The following is a 17269-nucleotide window of genomic DNA, read 5'->3' on the forward strand; positions in this document are numbered from 1 at the left end:
GCCCCCGCCGCCTCCGGCCCCGGTCCCGGTCCCGCCGGAGCCTGCACCGTCCCCGATCCCGCCGGGCCCGGAACCGGTCCCGAATCCCGAGCCCGGTCCGCCGCTCACGTGAGAACCCCGGGCGGGACGACCAAGGGGAGCTCCGCCGCGTGGGCGCGAGCGGTCACGACCCGACCGCGGCCGCGAACGCGCCACTTCCTCCCGCCCCCTCGGGCGCGCGACAACCTACGCCGGGACCTCGCTCCGGTCCCCGCCCCACAGCGTGTGGAACGCCCCCTCCCGGTCCACCCGCCGGTACGTGTGCGCCCCGAAGAAGTCCCGCTGCCCCTGCGTGAGCGCCGCGGGCAGCCGCTCCGCCCGCAACGCGTCGTAGTACGCCAGCGCCGCCGAGAAGCCGGGCGTCGGCACGCCCTCGCGCACCGCCGCGATCACCACGTCGCGCCAGTCGTCCTGCGCGCCGGCGATCTCGCGGGCGAACGTCTCGTCCGACAGCAGGCTCGGCAGGTCGGCGCGGGTGTCGTACGCCGCGCGGATGCGGTCCAGGAACGCCGCCCGGATGATGCAGCCGCCCCGCCAGATCGACGCGACCTTGCCGAGGTCGATGTCCCAGCCGTACTCCTCGCTGCCCGCGGTGATCTCGTGAAAGCCCTGCGTGTACGACACGATCTTGGACGCGTACAGCGCCTGCTCGACCTGGTCGGCGAAGGCGGCCGCCTCCGCCTTGCCCAGCGGCGCCGCCTTCGGGCCGGTCAGCCCCTGCGAGGCCGCGCGCAGCTTCGCGTGCCCGGACAGCGAGCGGGCGAAGACCGCCTCCGCGATGCCGGACACCGGCACGCCCAGGTCCAGCGCGATCTGCACCGTCCAGCGGCCGGTGCCCTTCTGCTCGGCCTGGTCGACCACGACGTCCACGAACGGCCTGCCGGTCGCCGCGTCCACGTGGGACAGCACCTCGGCCGTGATCTCGATCAGGTAGGAGTCGAGACGGCCCTGGTTCCAGGTGCGGAAGATGTCCGCGATCTCGGCGGGGGAGTACCCGGCGACATCGCGCAGCAGCTGGTACGCCTCGCCGATCAGCTGCATGTCGGCGTACTCGATGCCGTTGTGGACCATCTTCACGAAGTGCCCGGCGCCGTCGGGGCCCACATGCGTCACACAGGGCGCGCCGTCCTTCGCCGCCTTCGCGGAGATCTTCTCCAGCATCGGGCCGAGCGAGTCGTACGACTCCTTCGGGCCGCCCGGCATGATGCTCGGTCCGTGCAGCGCGCCCTCCTCGCCGCCGGAGACGCCCATGCCGACGAAGTGGATGCCCTGCTCGCGCAGCGCCTTCTCGCGGCGCCGGGTGTCCGCGAAGTGCGCGTTGCCACCGTCGATGATCATGTCGCCGGGCTCCAGCAGCGGCGCGAACTCCTCGATCACCGCGTCCGTCGGGCCGCCCGCCTTGACCATGATGACCAGGCGGCGCGGACGCTCCAGCGCCGCGACGAACTCCTCGGCGGTCTCGGCCGCGATGAAGTCGCCCTCGCCGCCGAACTCCTCCACCAGCGCCTTGGTCCGCGCCACCGTACGGTTGTGCACGGCGACGGTGTAGCCGTTGCGGGCGAAGTTCCGGGCGAGGTTGCGGCCCATGACCGCGAGGCCCGTGACACCGATCTGCGCTGAAGTGCTCATGCCGCCTGCTTCCTGGTTGCCTCGTGACTACGGCTCCGTCAGTACGGGTCCTCGCCCATCTTGACCTGCCGACCTGGCGAGCGCACATGAGACCCGCCAGGCGTGAGTACGCGGCGACGGGGCCGGAAGCCTCAGTCCTTCGCGGAACAGGCCAAGTGGGGCCGGTTCCCGGCCACTTGAGGGGCGGGAAAGGCCGGTTTTCCGTCTTGTCATGGCCTGTTCGCCGCGCTTAGTTTTGCCCCTCCTGACGCATGCCGAGGGGAATTCGGACATGGCCGTACGCGGCCGGCATCGCCGGTACCAGCCGAACAGGATCAACCGCGCCTCACTCACCGTCACGGCGGGCGGCGCCGGACTCGCGATCCCGCTGGTCGCCGCCGGCACCGCGGCCGCGGCCGACGCCTCCACCTGGAACAAGGTCGCCGCCTGCGAGTCCAGCGGCGACTGGAGCATCAACACCGGCAACGGCTTCTACGGCGGGCTCCAGTTCACCCGCTCCACCTGGGAGGCGTACGGCGGCACGCGGTACGCGCCGCGCGCCGACCTCGTGAGCCGCGAGCAGCAGATGGCCGTCGCCGAGCGGGTCCTCGACGCCCAGGGGCCCGGCGCCTGGCCGGTCTGCTCGGTGCGGGCCGGACTGGACCGCGCGGACGCCGAGCCCGGTGCCCACACGGACGGCGCCGCGACACGCCCGGTTCCCGCCGAGCAGAGGAGCACGGGGAAGAGCAGCGGGGAGGGCGCCGGGAGGAAGGCGTCCGTACGGGACGTGACGCCCCAGACCACCCCGCAGTCGCGGGCCGGCCGCGCCGAGATGTACACGGTGGTGCACGGCGACACGCTCTCCGGCATCGCGCGGGACCACCAGGTGCGCGGCGGCTGGCGCGGGCTCTACGCCGGCAACCGCCGGACCATCGGCGCCGACCCCGACCTGATCCTGCCGGGCCAGCGGCTCAGCCTGCACGGCACGGCCGCCCCCGGGACCAAGTCCCCGAAGCGGAAAGCCCCTTCGGAGCACACGAGCGCCCCGCACCGGACCACGCGCACGGGCCGTACGCTCGTCGCCCCGGTCGACGCCCCGATCGGCACCGGCTACCGGGTGGCCGGCGTGCACTGGTCGAAGGGCTACCACACCGGCGTCGACTTCCTCGTGCCGACCGGCACCTCCGTGAAGGCCGTGGAGGCCGGACAGGTGGTGGCCGCGGGCTGGGGCGGCTCCTACGGCTACCAGGTGGTGATCCGGCACGCCGACGGCCGCTACAGCCAGTACGGCCATCTGTCGGCGATCGCCGTGCGGATCGGGCAGAGCGTCACCGCCGGCCTGCGCATCGGCCGGTCGGGAGCGACCGGGAACGTCACCGGTCCGCACCTGCACTTCGAGATGCGGACCGGACCCGAATTCGGCACGGACATCGACCCGCTCGCCTATCTGCGGGCGGGCGGCGTCAGCATCTGAGCCCCGAACCGGTTCGGGTGGAGGACCGGCAGCGACACGTCGGTGGCGGCCGCGGCCGCCACCGACGCCGTGTACGTCACGGGGAACACGCGGCCAGCGGGCGGGCCGGGCGGCTCGCCGCTCTCGCTGTCCGCCCCGCCGCCCGCGGCCGGCTCCGCCCCGGGAGCCGGGTCGACGGGGCGGACCCGGGCCGGCACCAGCAGGTCGGGCCCGGCCGGCGCGTCGGGCCCGGCGCCGTCCTCGGCGGGCACGGGCGGCTCCGCCTCGCCCGGCACCGGCACGCGCTGCGGGGGCAGGCCCGCCGGCGCTTCCGCCGCCGCCTCCGGGCCCGCACCCGGCGTCGGGGTGTCCCCCGCCGCGGGCGGGCCCGTGCGCGCGATCCGCTCGGTCGTCAGCATGACCAGACCGCCCGCCGCGACCACGCCGCAGCTGATGGCGAGTCCGCTGCCCACACCGCCGTAGCGAAACGTCTCGCCGAACATCAGGATGCCGACGGCGGCCGCCAGCACCGGGTTGACCACGGTCAGCGTGGCCAGCGGGGCGGCGAGCCCGGCGCCCCGGTAGGAGGCCTGGGAGAGCACCACGCCCGCGCCGGCGAACACGACGATCACGGCGAGCGAGGGCAGGTCGTGGAGGTCGATGCCGCGGGTCCAGTCCTCGGCGACCGCCTTGGTGAACACCGACGACATGCCGAAGGCGATGCCGGACGCCGTGGCGAGCAGCACACTGCGCACCGCCGGGTGCCGATGGGCGGCGAGCCCCGCGAGCGTCAGCCCCGCGGTCGCGCCGCCGGTGACCAGCACCACCGTGATCCGCTGGGCCGTGTCGAGGGAGTGGGTGTCGGTGGAGCCGACGAGGGACAGCAGACCGGCGAGGCCCACCGTGGCCATGACGGCGCCGCGCCAGGCGGTCGCCCCGGCCCCGCGGCCGACGAACAGCGCCGCCATCGGCAGCGCGAAGACGATGGTCAGCGCGCCGAGCGGCTGGACGAGACTGAGCGGACCGTAGGCCAGCGCCACCACGTGCAGGACGCCGCCGAGACCGTTGAGTGCCAGCGCCCCCCACCAACTCGGGCGGCGCAGCGGCATGTACGCACTGTCCGGGCAGGAGACCGCCACCTGCTCCTGCACGATCGCGCCGCCCGCGTAGGCGAGGGCGGACACCACCGACAGCAGCACGGACAGCGCGAGGGCACTCATCGGCGTCTCCACTGCGGCAGGCGGGGGCCCGGAGCCCGGTGCGGCGTACGGTCGGCTTCCATGGCGAACACTCTGCCCGTCCGGGCCGTTCCCGTCGTCGTACCTGAGCACTCAATGCGTCCTACTGCCGATGGAGTACGGCCGTGACCTGATCATCCTTGGGACGGGTGTCCCTGGTACCACTGTCTGTCGTGGACCTCGACCCCGAACTCGCCGCCCTCCGCCCGCTCGGCGGCTTCTTCGTCCTGCGCACCGCCGCAGCGGCGCCGCCGACGACGCTCGCCGACGCGTACGCGACGCCACCCCCGGACGGTCACCGCGACCCCCTCGCCGCACGGATCGCCCTGGTCGCGGGGCGGTTGCGGGCCCCCGAACCGCGGGTCGCCGTGTCCGTCGCGCAGCAGGGCCTGGCCGCCCGGCTGTGGTCGACGGCCCTCGGCTGCGCCGCCCGGTACGGCAGGCTGCCCGACCTCGCCCCCCGCCTGCTGCACTGGGACCCCCTGGGATCCGCTCCCGACGACATGTGGCTGGCCGGGGTCCGTCCGCTGCCCGGGGACCCCGACCTCGTCACCGCCGTGCTGCACGGGCATCTGGAGCCCCTGGCGCGGACCCTGACCGCCCGCTACGGCATCGCGGCCGGGCTGCTGTGGGGCAACGCGGGCTCCGCGCTCGCGGGGGCGGCCCGGGAACTGGACCGCTGGGCCCGGGCGCACGGCCGCGCCGACGTGGCCGGGCGGACCCGCGCCCTGACCGACGAGCTCTTCGCCCACCCCCTGCTGCGCCCCACCGGCACCCGCACCGGTACCGCGTTCCGCCGCCGCAGCTGCTGCCTGTACTACCGCGTGCCCGGCGGCGGGGTCTGCGGCGACTGCTGCTTCACGCGGCCTCCGCGCTCTTCCCCGGGGGCCGCATCCGGGCGACCATGAGGGGAAGCTGCTGCCGGGACGAGGGGGTTGTCGGGTGCGAGTGGGACTGCTGACCCGGGAGTACCCCCCGGACGTGTACGGCGGCGCCGGTGTCCATGTGGAGTTCCTGGCACGGGAGTTGGCCTCCCTGGTGGACCTGGAGGTGCACTGCTGGGGCGAAGGCCGCGGGGTCGGTGTCGTACGCCACCGGTCCTGGTCCGCGCTCGACGGCGCCAACGACGCGCTGCGCACCCTCTCCGTGGACCTGTCGATGGCCGCCGCGCTTCAGGGCCGCGAACTGCTCCACTCCCACACCTGGTACGCGGGCCTCGCCGGCCATGTCGCGGGGCTGCTGCACGGCGTCCCGCACGTGGTCACCGCGCACTCCCTGGAGCCGCTGCGCCCCTGGAAAGCGGAGCAACTGGGCGGCGGTTACGCGCTGTCCGGCTGGGCCGAGCGCACCGCCGTCGAGGCCGCCGACGCGGTGATCGCCGTGTCCGGCGCCATGCGCGAGGACATCCTCGGCTGCTATCCGGCGCTGGACCCGGCGCGGGTCCACGTCGTGCACAACGGGATCGACACCCGCCTGTACCGCCCGGACCCCGGCACCGACGCCCTGCTGCGGCACGGCATCGACCCCACCCGGCCCTACGTCCTGTTCGTCGGCCGGATCACCCGCCAGAAGGGCGTGCCCCATCTGCTGCGCGCCGTACGGGACATCGATCCGGGTGCCCAGGTCGTGCTGTGCGCGGGAGCCCCCGACACCCCCGGGATCGACCGCGAGTTCCGGGAGCTGTTCGAGGCGGTGAGCCGGACCCGTGCGGGCGTGTTCTGGATCCCGCGAATGCTGCCGCGCACGGAAATCGTCCAACTCCTCAGCCACGCCGCCGTGTTCGTGTGCCCGTCGGTGTACGAGCCGCTCGGCATCGTCAACCTGGAGGCGATGGCGTGCGGCACGCCGGTCGTGGCCTCCCGGGTCGGGGGGATCCCCGAGGTGGTGGCGGACGGCGGTACCGGCCTGCTGGTGGACGTGGACGAGGGCTTCGAGGAGGGTCTGGCCCGCGCGCTGGACAGTGTGCTCGGCGATCCGGCGGCGGCCCGGCGGATGGGGGAGGCCGGACGGGTGCGCGCGGTGGGGGAGTTCGGCTGGGACGCGGTGGCCCGGCGCACCGCCGCGCTGTACGAGGAGATCCTCAAGGGGGCTTGAGCCCGCCGGGCTGCGGGCATCCATGGTTCTACCAGGGTGAGGGGAGCGGCGATGCGTCGTGGAGGGCCTTCCGTGCTCGGGATCGTGCTGGCGGGCGGGGAGGGCAAGCGACTGATGCCGCTCACCGCCGACCGCGCCAAACCCGCGGTCACCTTCGGCGGCACCTACCGCCTCGTCGACTTCGTGCTGTCCAACCTCGTCAACGCCGACGTGCTGCGCATCTGCGTGCTGACCCAGTACAAGTCGCACTCGCTGGACCGGCACATCACCACCACCTGGCGGATGTCCAGCCTGCTCGGCAACTACGTCACCCCGGTCCCGGCCCAGCAGCGCCTCGGCCCGCGCTGGTACCTGGGCAGCGCCGACGCGATCCTGCAGTCCCTGAACCTCGTGCACGACGAACAGCCCGAGTACGTCGCGGTGTTCGGCGCCGACCACGTGTACCGGATGGATCCGCGGCAGATGCTCGCGCAGCACATCGAGGGCGGCGCCGGGGTGACCGTGGCCGGCATCCGGGTGCCGCGCGCGCAGTCCCCGGCGTTCGGCGTCATCACGCCCGGCTCGGACGGCCGTACGATCCGCCGCTTCCTGGAGAAGCCGGCCGACCCTCCCGGCCTCCCGGACGCCCCGGACACGGTCTTCGCCTCGATGGGCAACTACGTCTTCACCACCAAGGTCCTCGTCGAGGCGCTGCACCGGGACGCCGAGGACGGGCAGTCCGTGCACGACATGGGCGGCTCGATCCTTCCCCGGCTCACCACGCGCGGCGAGGCACAGCTGTACGACTTCGGCGACAACCACGTGCCCGGCGAGACCACCCGCGACCAGGGCTACTGGCGGGACGTGGGCACCCTGGACGCCTACTACGAGGCGCACATGGACCTCATCGCCGAGCGCCCCGCCTTCAACCTCTACAACCGGCAGTGGCCGATCTACACCCACTCCGGCCAGCTCTCCCCGGCCCGCTTCAGCGCGGGCGGCATCGCGAGCGAGTCCATCATCAGCGCGGGCTGCCTGATCCGGGGCCAGGTCACCCGGTCCGTGCTGTCCCCGGGCGTCCGGGTCGATCCCGGGGCGGTGGTGCAGGGCTCGGTCCTGCACGACAACGTGCGCATCGGGCGGGGCGCGGTGGTGCGCGGCGCGGTCCTGGACAAGAACGTGGAGGTCCCGCCCGGCGCGACGATCGGCGTCAACCCGGACCGGGACGCGGAGCTGTACACGGTCTCGTCGGGCGGCGTGATCGCGCTGGGGAAGGGACAGCGGGTGTCCTGAGACCCCGTCGGGCTACGCCGCGCGCCATGCGATGCGCGATATGCGGTTCCGAGCGGCTGAGCCCGGTCGGGGAACTCGTCCTGGGCTCGGAACGGCCTGTGGACCGCCTGCGGTTGAGGTTCCGCCGCCCCGGCTTCCTCAAGCGCCGGCCCGCGTTCCAGGCCGACCTCGCGCGGGCCTGCCGTGACCGCGGCGCCCTGTTTCCCTTCCTGCGGGAGCTCGACCGGCGGGAACTGGACGCGACGGCCGCCGGTCTGCTGGAGATCGAGGACGCCGGACCGGATCCCGACGGGGCGAACGCGAACTGACCTTCCGTCACCACTCGTGCGTGTGACCCCGATCGCGACGCGACGGGCGTGACGTCCATGGAATGCCCGGGTTTGAGTCGTTCGCCCTTCAGGATGCAGGGAACGACGTCGAACCTGCGGAGGTCATGCGACATGAGAGGGACCCGGCGCACACGGCTGTGCCTGGCCGGGGTGATGGCAGCGTCCACGCTGATCGCCACCCCCGCCTCGGGCGCCGCCGGGCGGACCGACGGCCACCTCACCGATCTGGTCAACCCCTTCATCGGGAGCCAGGACGAGGGCAACACGTTCCCCGGTGCGGCCGTGCCCTTCGGCATGGTGCAGCTCTCCCCGGACACCGGGCACTTCTCCGGTTACGACTACACGCAGGCGCGCATCCGCGGCTTCTCGCTGGTTCATCTCTCGGGCGTCGGCTGCGGTATCGGCGGCGACCTGCCCGTGCTGCCGACCACCGGCGACGTGACGCAGACGGACTACACGACGTACGCGACCGGCTTCGCGCACCGCGACGAGACGGCGAGCCCCGGCTACTACCGCGTCGGCCTCTCCTCGGGCATCCGCGCCGAGCTGACCGCGACCCCGCGCACCGGGGTGCAGCGCTACACCTTCCCGGCCACCGACAAGGCCAACGTCCTGCTGAACGCGGCCCAGTCGCTGCACAAGGCGGTCTCCAGCACGGTCGAGATCCTGGACGACCACACCGTGCGCACCGCGATCACCGGCCGGGGCTTCTGCCGGGACACCCGCCCCTACACCGTCTACACCGTCACGCGCTTCAGCCGGCCCTTCACCGCCTACGGCACCTGGGACGGCAAGCAGGTCACCCCGGGCTCCCGCAGCGGCCCCGGCGGCGCCTACGTCCGTTTCGACACGAGAAAGGACCGTACGGTCGAGGCGACCACGGCCCTGTCGTACGTCGACGCGCGCGGCGCGGCCGGCAACCTCGCCGCGGAGGGCGGCCGGTCCTTCGGCGCCGTGCGCGAGGCGGCCCGCGCGGCATGGGAGAGGCGGCTCGCCGCCGTCCACGTCCGGGGCGGCACGGACACGCTGCGCCGCACCTTCTACTCCTCGCTGTACCGCTCGTTCCTCGCGCCCAACACCGGCAACGACACCGACGGCCGCTACACCGGCTGGGACGGCCGCATCCACCACGCCGACGGGTTCACGTACTACCAGAACTGGTCGCTGTGGGACACCTACCGCACCCAGGTGCAGCTGCTCGCCCTGCTCGCGCCGCGCGAGGCACGGGACATGGCCCGCTCGCTGGTCGCGGTCGACGAGGACGGCGGCTGGCTGCCCAAGTGGGGCTACGGACCGGTCGAGACGAACGTGATGAGCGGCGACCCGGTCACCCCGTTCCTGACCACGGCGTACCAGGCGGGGCTGCTCAGGGGCTTCGAGGAGCGGGCCTACCGGGCGCTGCGCAAGAACGCCGACGGCGTGCCGCCCGCCGCGTACCCGGGCATCGGCCGGGAGGCCAACGCCGACTACCTCGCGCACGGCTTCGCCCCCTACATCTGGAACCGCCCGCTGGCCAAGATGGGCGACTCGGACTACCACCACGGGGCCTCCGTCACCCTGGAGTACGCGCTCGCCGACGCCATGCTGGCGCAGATGGCGCGCGGTCTCGGGCACGGCGGGGACGCGGCCCGGTACGCCGCCCGCGGGCAGAACTACCGGAACATCTTCGACCCCTCGACCGGCTTCTTCCGCGCCCGCGACGGCTCCGGCGCCTTCTACGGTTCCGCCGACCCGGCCAAGGGCACCGGTTTCCACGAGGGCACCGCCTGGCAGTACCAGTGGCTCGTCCCGCAGGACGTGCCCGGCATGGTGAAGCTCATCGGCGGCGAGCACGCGGCCAACGACCGCCTCGACTCCTTCTTCGTCTACGACAAGCTGCTGGCCGACCCGGCGACGACCGCACGCGAGGGGTGGGTGCACGGGGACGCGTACGACTACTACAACGCCACCAAGTACAACCCGATGAACGAGCCCGACCTCACCGCGCCGTACATCTACCTCGCCACCGGCCAGCCCTGGAAGACGACCGACGTGGTGCACGCCGCCCTGACCCTGTTCACCGACGAGCCCGGCGGCATCGCCGGCAACGACGACCTGGGCACGATGTCCGCCTGGAACGTGCTGTCGTCCATCGGCCTGTTCCCCATCCAGCCCGGCTACGGCACCTGGGGCCTGTCCACCCCCGTCTTCGACCGCGTCGACCTCACCCTGGACCGGCGCTACTGGCCGAGCGGACACCTGACGATCACCGCGCCCGGCACCTCGGCGGCCGACCGCTACATCCAGTCCGTCCGCACCGACGGCCGCGCGCACGGGCGGACCTATGTGACGAACGACGCACTGCGTGCGATGCGCTCGCTCGCGTTCACGGTCGGCTCGCGCCCGTCTGAGTGGGGTACGTCACCCGGGGCGGCGCAGCCCGTCCTGAGGTGATCCGGCGTTGGCCATGGTCCCGCCCCCGATCGAGGGGCGGGACTTAACCTGTCGTTAACTGAGCGTAGCCCGATCGTACTTGACCGTAATCGGGTGACAGGGATTCACTGCGTTGACTGCGATTGATCGCAGGTCCCCCGTCGTCGATGCGTGAGGCAAGCCCTTGACTCCCGATCTGCTCGCTCCCCTCGACCTGGCGTTCTGGAACATCGAGTCCGACCGGCATCCCATGCACCTCGGCGCGCTCGGCGTCTTCGGCGCCCACTCACCCACCGCCGGCGCCCACGCGGCCGACCTGCTCGCCGCCCGCGCCGCCGCCGTCCCCGGACTCCGCCTGCGCATCCGCGACGTGTGGCAACCGCTCGCCTTCGGCGCCGCCGTCCGCGAGACCGACCCGGACTTCGACCCGCTGAACCACGTACGGCTGCACGCCCCGACCGCCGACTTCCACGCGGCCGCCGGCCGGCTGATGGAACGCCCGCTGGAGCGGGGCAGGCCGCCCTGGGAGGCGCATGTGCTGCCCGGCGAGGACGGCACGTCCTTCGCGGTGCTGTTCACGTTCCACCACGCCCTCGCCGACGGGCTGCGCGCGCTGGGGCTCGCCGCCGGTGTCCTCGACCCGGTGGACCTGCCCGCGCGGGCGCCGCGCGCCATCGAGCCGCCCCGCGGACTGCTGTCGGACGTCCGCCGGCTGCCGGGTCTGCTCCCCGGGCTGGTCCGGGGCGTCCTGTCCGACGCGGGCCGCGCCCTGGACATCGGCGCCTCCCTCGCCCGCTCCACGCTCGGCATGCGGCCCTCCTCGGCGCTGACCTCCACCCCGAGCGGCACGCGCCGCACCGCCGGGGTGGTCCTCGACATCGACGACGTGCACCGGGTGCGCAAGACCGTGGGCGGCACGGTCAACGACGTCCTCATCGCCGTCGTCGCCGGTGCCCTGCGCCGCTGGCTGGAGGAGCGCGGCGAGTCCACCCGGGGCGTGGCGCCCCGGGCCCTCATCCCCGTCTCGCGGCGCCGCCCGCGCACCGCCCACCCCCAGGGCAACCGGCTCTCCGGCTATCTGATACCGCTGCCTGTGGGGGAGTCCGACCCCCTCGGCCGCCTCGACACGGTGCGCACGGCGATGGTCCGCCACAAGGACGCGGGGCCCGACCGGGGCGCCGGCGCGGTCGCGCTGCTCGCCGACCACGTCCCCGCCCTCGGCCACCGCCTCGGCGGCCCGCTGGTCGGCCAGGCCGCCCGCCTCTGGTTCGACATCCTCGTCACCAGCGTGCCGATGCCGTCACTGGGCCTGCGCCTCGGCGGCCACGAACTGGCCGAGGTGTACCCCCTGGCTCCCCTCGCCCCCGGCCAGTCCCTCGCGGTGGCGATCTCGACGTACCGCGGCCGTGTGCACTACGGCCTGGTCGCCGACGCCCGCGCCGTCCCGGACCTGGACCGCTTCGCCCACGCGGTGTCGGCCGAACTGGAGACGCTGCTGATCGCCTGCGCGGCCTGAGGAGCCCCCCGCCCGCTCGCCCCTGCGACAGTCCCCGGTGCGGTGCCCCGGTGTCACTGTCCGTGCCGGGGCGACCGGGTTTGGCGGCGGGCCCTGCGCTCCGTAAAATTCCTCGTTCGACAGTGGGCGCGAGTCGGCGCGCCGTGCGGGTGATCAGGGAAGCGGCAGCGCGATGACGGTGACAGAGGACGGCTCCATGGCCTCCGCGGCCATGGACGAGGTGGTCTACGGGCCGGGTATCGACCCCGAGCGGCTGGCCGTCTGCCTGAGCGTGCTGGAGGAGCTCGACACCCTTGAGGTCGACCACCCCGACGCGATCACGGTGCGCCGGGCCACCTCGGCCATCTACCGCACGGTCAAGCAGCGCCGCCGCCAGGAGCGCCGCGCCGCCAAGACCGCGCACGACCGCGCCGTCACCGAGGCCACCGCGACCGGCTCCGCCGAGCGCATCGACGACGAGACCGAGGGCCTGCTGCCCTCCTCCAAGGTCGGGGAGGGCAGGATCGCGGGCATACTCCAGCGCCCGCGCTCCTGCTACACCTGCAAGAGCCGCTACGTCGAGGTCGACTACTTCTACCACCAGCTCTGTCCCGACTGCGCCCGCACCAACCGGGCCAAGCGCGACGCCCGCGCCGACCTCACCGGCAAGCGCGCCCTGCTCACCGGCGGCCGCGCCAAGATCGGCATGTACATCGCGCTGCGGCTGCTGCGCGACGGCGCCCACACCACCGTCACCACGCGCTTTCCCAAGGACGCCATCCGCCGGTTCAAGGCGATGGAGGACGCGGCGGACTGGATCCACCGCCTGGAGGTCGTCGGTATCGACCTGCGCGACCCGGCGCAGGCCGTCGCGCTGGCCGAGCGGGTCACCGAGGCCGGCCCGCTGGACATCCTGATCAACAACGCGACCCAGACCGTACGCCGGCTGCCCACCGCCTACGCCGCCCTGGTCGACGGCGAGAGCGCTCCGCTGCCCGCCGGCGAACTGCCGGCCCACTCCGTCATCGGCGCCTTCAACTCGGGCGCGGTCGACGGCATCGCCGCGCTGCCGATCGGCACCAGCGGCCTGGACGCACAGCAGGTCGCCGACCTCGCCCTCGTCGCGGGCAACGCCAGCATCGCCCGGCACGTCGAGGGCACCGCCATCGACGCCGGCGGCCTCGTCCCCGACGTCGTCGACAGCAACACCTGGGTGCAGACCATCGACCAGATCTCGCCGGTCGAACTGCTGGAGACCCAGCTGTGCAACTACACCTCGCCCTTCATCCTGATCAGCGCCCTGCGCCCGGCGATGGCCGAGGCCGCGAAGCAGGCCGCCAGCAGGCGCGCCTACGTCGTCAACGTCTCGGCGATGGAAGGCGTCTTCGGCCGCGGCTACAAGGGCGCCGGGCACCCGAACACCAACGCCGCCAAGGCGGCCATGAACATGGTCACGCGGACCAGCGCCCAGGAGATGTTCGACACCGACGGCATCCTCATGACGTCCGTCGACACCGGCTGGATCACCGACGAGCGTCCGCACTACGAGAAGCTGCGCCTCGCCGAGGAGGGCTTCCACGCCCCGCTCGACCTGATCGACGGCGCCGCTCGCGTCTACGACCCGGTCGTGCGCGGCGAGGCGGGCGAGGACGTGTACGGCGTCTTCCTGAAGGACTACGCGCCCGGCAAGTGGTGACCGACCCGTGGACCCGCGGCCCCTCCGGGGCCGGGCCGCGTCGCCGGCCAGAGGGTCGTCCGGCTCGGGCCGGCCGCGGGGGTGTCGGCGATCGGCGGCAACGCCGCTGAGGGTGCTCCTCCTGGGGAGCGCGTGCCGGACCTCGCGACGCCGGCGTGATCCCCACGGCATCCCCTAGGTCTCGGGCGTTCCGCGCAGCCGCCGGTGCACCGCGTACGGCGCTGCCGTGGACGCGGCGCGCACCCGGGTCCCGCCGTCCACCAGCAGGTCCGCGCCCGTGATCCACTCGGCCGCGTCGGACACCAGCCACAGCACCGCCCGTGCCACGTCCGCCGGCTCGCCGATCCGCCCGAGCGGCAGCCCCGCGGCCACGTCTGCCCCGCCCGGCTCCCCCTGCTCCCACACGAACCGCGCCATCTCGGTGCGCACCAGTCCGGGGGAGACGGAGTTGACCCGTACCCGGGGCGCGAGTTCGCCCGCGAGCTGCCCGGTGAGATGGAGCAGGGCCGCCTTGGTCGTGCCGTACGCCCCCACGCTCGGGCCCACGTGACCGGCGCCCTCGGTGCACACGTTGACGACCGACCCGCCGTGCTCGCGCATCCACCCCCGCCACGCGCACCGCACCAGCCGCAGCGGTGCCTCGACGTTCACGGCGAACGCCTGCCGCCAGGCGTCCGGGTCGGTGTCCATCAGCGGGCCGTACGGCCGGTTCGTCGCCGCGTTGTTGACGACGACGTCCAGCCGCCCGAACTCGCGCAGCACCAGCTCCGTCAGCGCCTCCGGGTGCCCCGGGGCGGACACGTCCCCGGCCAGCCCGATCCCGCCCAGCTCGGCGGCCGTGCGCCGCACCCCGGCCGGGTCCCGTGCGGTCACGCACACGTGCGCCCCGGCCGCCGCGAGTCCCTCGGCCACGGCCCGCCCGATGCCCCGCGTCCCGCCGGTGACGACGGCCGCCCTGCCCCTGAGCCCGTACGACGACGTCATCGCCGTACCGTCTCATGACGGGCCGTCAGCGGACAGGGGTGCGGCCGCCCGAGCGTCAGTCCACCGCGCCGAGCCGGGAGTGCCGGGCCGCCACCAGTTCCAGTACGGTGCGCCAGTCCTCCAGGACGCCCGCGTCGAACCCCGCCACGCGGCCCTCCTCGTCCGCGAGGCGCAGCCGCTGGACGTCGTCCTCGGCGACGCGGCCCGCATCCCCGCGCACCAGCCGGAACACCCGCTCCCCGAGCAGGGGGCGCACCGCCTCGGCCGCGCTGCGGGCCCGGCCCGCCTCGTCGGCCGGGGACAGCACCGGCCCGATCCCGTGCACCAGCCCCGCCACCTGGAGCTCCTTGTCGGCGGGGCGGCTGCGGCGCAGCAGCGCCGCGGTCCGCAGCGCGTGCTGGTGCCGGCCGGCGTACAGCAGATCCATCAGCTCCTCGACGCTGCGCAGCTCCATGCGTCAGTCCTTCCGCGAGACAGCCGTTGCCCGCAGGTCAGCAGATCATGGCGAGCTTGCGCCCCGGCCAACGGCACTTGAACCGTGCAGCGTCGTGAAGTAGCCCATGTGGGTGAACGGCGATGCCGGGCCGGTGATGCACGTTCCGATAAATACAGGCATATTGGGGGGTGTTGAAGTGCTGTACGAAGCAGAGCCGTTACAGCTTGTTTGCACTCCCTATCGAGCGGAGGTCCGCTCATTTGGTTAATCTGGAGGGGACGGACAGCAGCACTGGGTTCCACCCACACCCACCCGTCCGTACGCACCGACGCCACCGCGTCCGAACTGGCCTTCCATCCAGACCTGAGCGGGCGTCGAGCGCCGGAGCGCAAGCTGTGCGGCAGGCCCCCGAGGGTGACCCGACACATAAGGAGTGCGCGGTGACACCGGAGAAGACGAATCGCGAACAGCGCCCCGAGGAACGTACGCAGCGCGGGGGCCGGCGCCCCGGCGAACTCGGCAGCCTCGACGTGTGGGCCCGCTCGGCCCCGATCCGCCTCGCGGGCTACGAGGACGACCTCGCCGAGCCGCACATCCTGCCCAGCGTCGACTGAGCCGGACGGTCCGTTCCCGATCGTCGCACGCATGGGCGTGGCCGCCGGTGCCGACCCGGCCGACGCGCGCCCATGCCGCCCGGACTAGAAACCCGCCACTGTCGCCGTACGCCGCCACGGCCGTCGCCGTTCCAGCTCCTCGGCCAGCCCCAGCAGCACGTCCTCCGCGCCCGGCCGTCCCACGAGCTGGACGGCGCAGGGGGCGCCCGAGGGCAGGGTGCCGCACGGGACCGACATCGCGGGCCACCCGGTCAGGTTCCAGGGCGGGGTGAACGGCGTGTACGTGTTCGCGACGATGTTGCGCAGCCAGCCGCGCTCGTGCCACGGGCCCGCCGCGGGAGAGCGCCGGGCGAGGGCCGGGGTGAGCAGCACGTCGTGCGCGGTGAAGAACGGGGTCATCCGGGCGCGCAGCCGCTCGCGGCCGTCGCCGCCGCGCACGGAGGCGACGAACCGCCGGCCCACCGCGGCGTGCACCCGGGTCCGTCGGCTCAGCCGCGCCGGGTCCAGGCCCTCGGCGTCCACGGCCGTGCCCGCCGTCCAGTGCCGGATCGCGGTCACGCCGAGGGACGGCGGATACGGCGGATCGGCCCGCCGCACCTGGTGCCCGCCGCGCGCCAGCACCCCCGCCGCCTCGCGGACCGCGTTCGTGTACGACCGGTGCACGCTCACCCCGGGCAGCGGACTGCGCAGGGACACGGCGACCCGCAGCGACTCCGGCTCCCCGGTCCGGGGCAGGGCGCCGTCCGCGAGGACGTCCAGCATCAGCCGCAGATCCTCGACCGTGGTGGCCAGCGGTCCGTTCTCGGACATGCCGAACCAGTCGCCGTTGCCGATCCCGGCCGGCACCACCCCGTAACCCGGCTTCAGTGTCACCAGACCGCAGTTCGCCGCGGGGATGCGCAGCGAGCCCATGCCGTCGTTGCCGAGCGCGAGCGGCACCAGCCCGGCGGCCACGGCGGCCGCGCTGCCGCCGGAGGAGCCGCCCGCCGTGCGGGAGAGGTCCCACGGATTGCGGCTGGTGCCGAACACGCCCTCCGTCGTGCCGAAGACACACAGCTCGGGCACGTTGGTCAGACCCACGACCACCGCCCCGGCCGCGCGCAGCCGGGCCACCGTGACGTGATCCTCGGCGGCCGGGGTGTCGTGCGTCGCGGCCGAGCCGTCACGGTGCGACTCGCCGCGCACCGCCAGGTTGTCCTTCACGGCCAACGGCACGCCCGCGAGGGGAAGTTCGGACAGCCCGGCCCGTGCGCCGACGGCGTCGGCCTCGGCGAGCGCCGCCTCGGCCCGCACCGTGCGGAACGCCCCGATCCGCCCGTCGAGCCCTTCGATGCGTGCGAGGTGCTCCGCCACCACCTCGCGGGGCGTGACCTCCTTCGCGCGTACGGCGGCGGCGATCTCCGCGGCCGTCCGGCCGACCCATTCGGTCACGGGCACTCCCTGGCTACTCGTCGGTATCGGTCGAGCGTGTAGGGAGAACTGTGCACGGTCGGGCGGGACACGTCGAGAGGCCGATCTGTCATCCGATCAATGGCTCAAAATCTGTGCAGCGCAGGCCCGTTGACAGTCCACTGACGCCCACACAATCATCAGACGTCC

Annotated in this window: 14 protein-coding genes; 9 read left to right on the plus strand and 5 right to left on the minus strand. The window is 73.6% G+C overall.

Annotated elements, in window-relative coordinates:
- Positions 1-225: 225 nt before the first annotated feature.
- A complete protein-coding gene (gndA, locus tag BIV25_RS26810) occupies positions 226-1668 on the minus strand; it encodes an NADP-dependent phosphogluconate dehydrogenase (RefSeq protein WP_071375000.1) in 1443 nt (480 codons plus the stop codon).
- 271 nt (positions 1669-1939) lie between these two features.
- On the opposite strand from gndA, the gene BIV25_RS26815 reads away from it, so the two are divergent.
- Positions 1940-3121 carry a transglycosylase family protein gene (locus tag BIV25_RS26815; RefSeq protein ID WP_071375001.1) on the plus strand — a complete coding sequence of 394 codons (1182 nt, stop codon included), beginning with the start codon at positions 1940-1942 and terminating at the stop codon, positions 3119-3121.
- On the opposite strand, the gene BIV25_RS26820 is transcribed toward BIV25_RS26815, so the two are convergent.
- Positions 3091-4320, minus strand: a complete 1230-nt coding sequence (locus BIV25_RS26820; RefSeq protein ID WP_079176910.1) for a DMT family transporter — start codon at positions 4318-4320, stop codon at positions 3091-3093. The two genes, BIV25_RS26815 and BIV25_RS26820, sit on opposite strands and share 31 nt — an antisense overlap.
- Positions 4321-4493: 173 nt before the next feature.
- Here BIV25_RS26820 and BIV25_RS26825 point away from each other — a divergent pair, with 173 nt between their 5' ends.
- From BIV25_RS26825 to BIV25_RS26855, 7 genes are all read left to right on the plus strand, one after another.
- A complete protein-coding gene (locus BIV25_RS26825) occupies positions 4494-5246 on the plus strand; it encodes a (2Fe-2S)-binding protein (protein ID WP_256256100.1) in 753 nt (250 codons plus the stop codon).
- 34 nt (positions 5247-5280) lie between these two features.
- A complete protein-coding gene (gene glgA, locus BIV25_RS26830) occupies positions 5281-6432 on the plus strand; it encodes a glycogen synthase (protein WP_071375003.1) in 1152 nt (383 codons plus the stop codon).
- Positions 6433-6483: 51 nt separating this feature from the next.
- Positions 6484-7704, plus strand: a complete 1221-nt coding sequence (gene glgC, locus BIV25_RS26835) for a glucose-1-phosphate adenylyltransferase (RefSeq protein ID WP_071375004.1) — start codon at positions 6484-6486, stop codon at positions 7702-7704.
- A 26-nt stretch (positions 7705-7730) separates the two neighbouring features.
- Positions 7731-8012, plus strand: a complete 282-nt coding sequence (locus BIV25_RS26840; RefSeq protein ID WP_143076707.1) for a hypothetical protein — start codon at positions 7731-7733, stop codon at positions 8010-8012.
- 132 nt (positions 8013-8144) lie between these two features.
- On the plus strand, positions 8145-10466 hold the full coding sequence (locus BIV25_RS26845) for a GH92 family glycosyl hydrolase (protein WP_071375006.1): 2322 nt from the start codon (positions 8145-8147) through the stop codon (positions 10464-10466).
- Positions 10467-10629: 163 nt separating this feature from the next.
- Positions 10630-11961 carry a wax ester/triacylglycerol synthase family O-acyltransferase gene (locus tag BIV25_RS26850; RefSeq protein ID WP_071375007.1) on the plus strand — a complete coding sequence of 444 codons (1332 nt, stop codon included), beginning with the start codon at positions 10630-10632 and terminating at the stop codon, positions 11959-11961.
- 172 nt (positions 11962-12133) lie between these two features.
- Positions 12134-13636, plus strand: a complete 1503-nt coding sequence (locus BIV25_RS26855; RefSeq protein ID WP_071375008.1) for an SDR family NAD(P)-dependent oxidoreductase — start codon at positions 12134-12136, stop codon at positions 13634-13636.
- A gap of 174 nt (positions 13637-13810) precedes the next feature.
- On the opposite strand, the gene BIV25_RS26860 is transcribed toward BIV25_RS26855, so the two are convergent.
- The gene (locus BIV25_RS26860; protein WP_071375009.1) at positions 13811-14620 is read right to left on the minus strand and encodes an SDR family oxidoreductase; all 810 of its coding nucleotides are present in this window, start codon (positions 14618-14620) and stop codon (positions 13811-13813) included.
- Positions 14621-14675: 55 nt separating this feature from the next.
- Positions 14676-15074 carry a hypothetical protein gene (locus BIV25_RS26865; protein WP_071375010.1) on the minus strand — a complete coding sequence of 133 codons (399 nt, stop codon included), beginning with the start codon at positions 15072-15074 and terminating at the stop codon, positions 14676-14678.
- Between the two features lie 422 nt (positions 15075-15496).
- On the opposite strand from BIV25_RS26865, the gene BIV25_RS49550 reads away from it, so the two are divergent.
- Positions 15497-15670 (plus strand): hypothetical protein, encoded by a 174-nt coding sequence (locus BIV25_RS49550; RefSeq protein WP_107486348.1) that lies wholly within the window; start codon positions 15497-15499, stop codon positions 15668-15670.
- 84 nt (positions 15671-15754) lie between these two features.
- Here BIV25_RS49550 and BIV25_RS26870 read toward each other — a convergent pair whose 3' ends face one another.
- Positions 15755-17101 carry an amidase gene (locus tag BIV25_RS26870; RefSeq protein ID WP_071375011.1) on the minus strand — a complete coding sequence of 449 codons (1347 nt, stop codon included), beginning with the start codon at positions 17099-17101 and terminating at the stop codon, positions 15755-15757.
- Positions 17102-17269: the final 168 nt, after the last annotated feature.

This window comes from Streptomyces sp. MUSC 14, from assembly GCF_001866675.1.
In the GTDB taxonomy this organism is placed as follows: domain Bacteria; phylum Actinomycetota; class Actinomycetes; order Streptomycetales; family Streptomycetaceae; genus Streptomyces.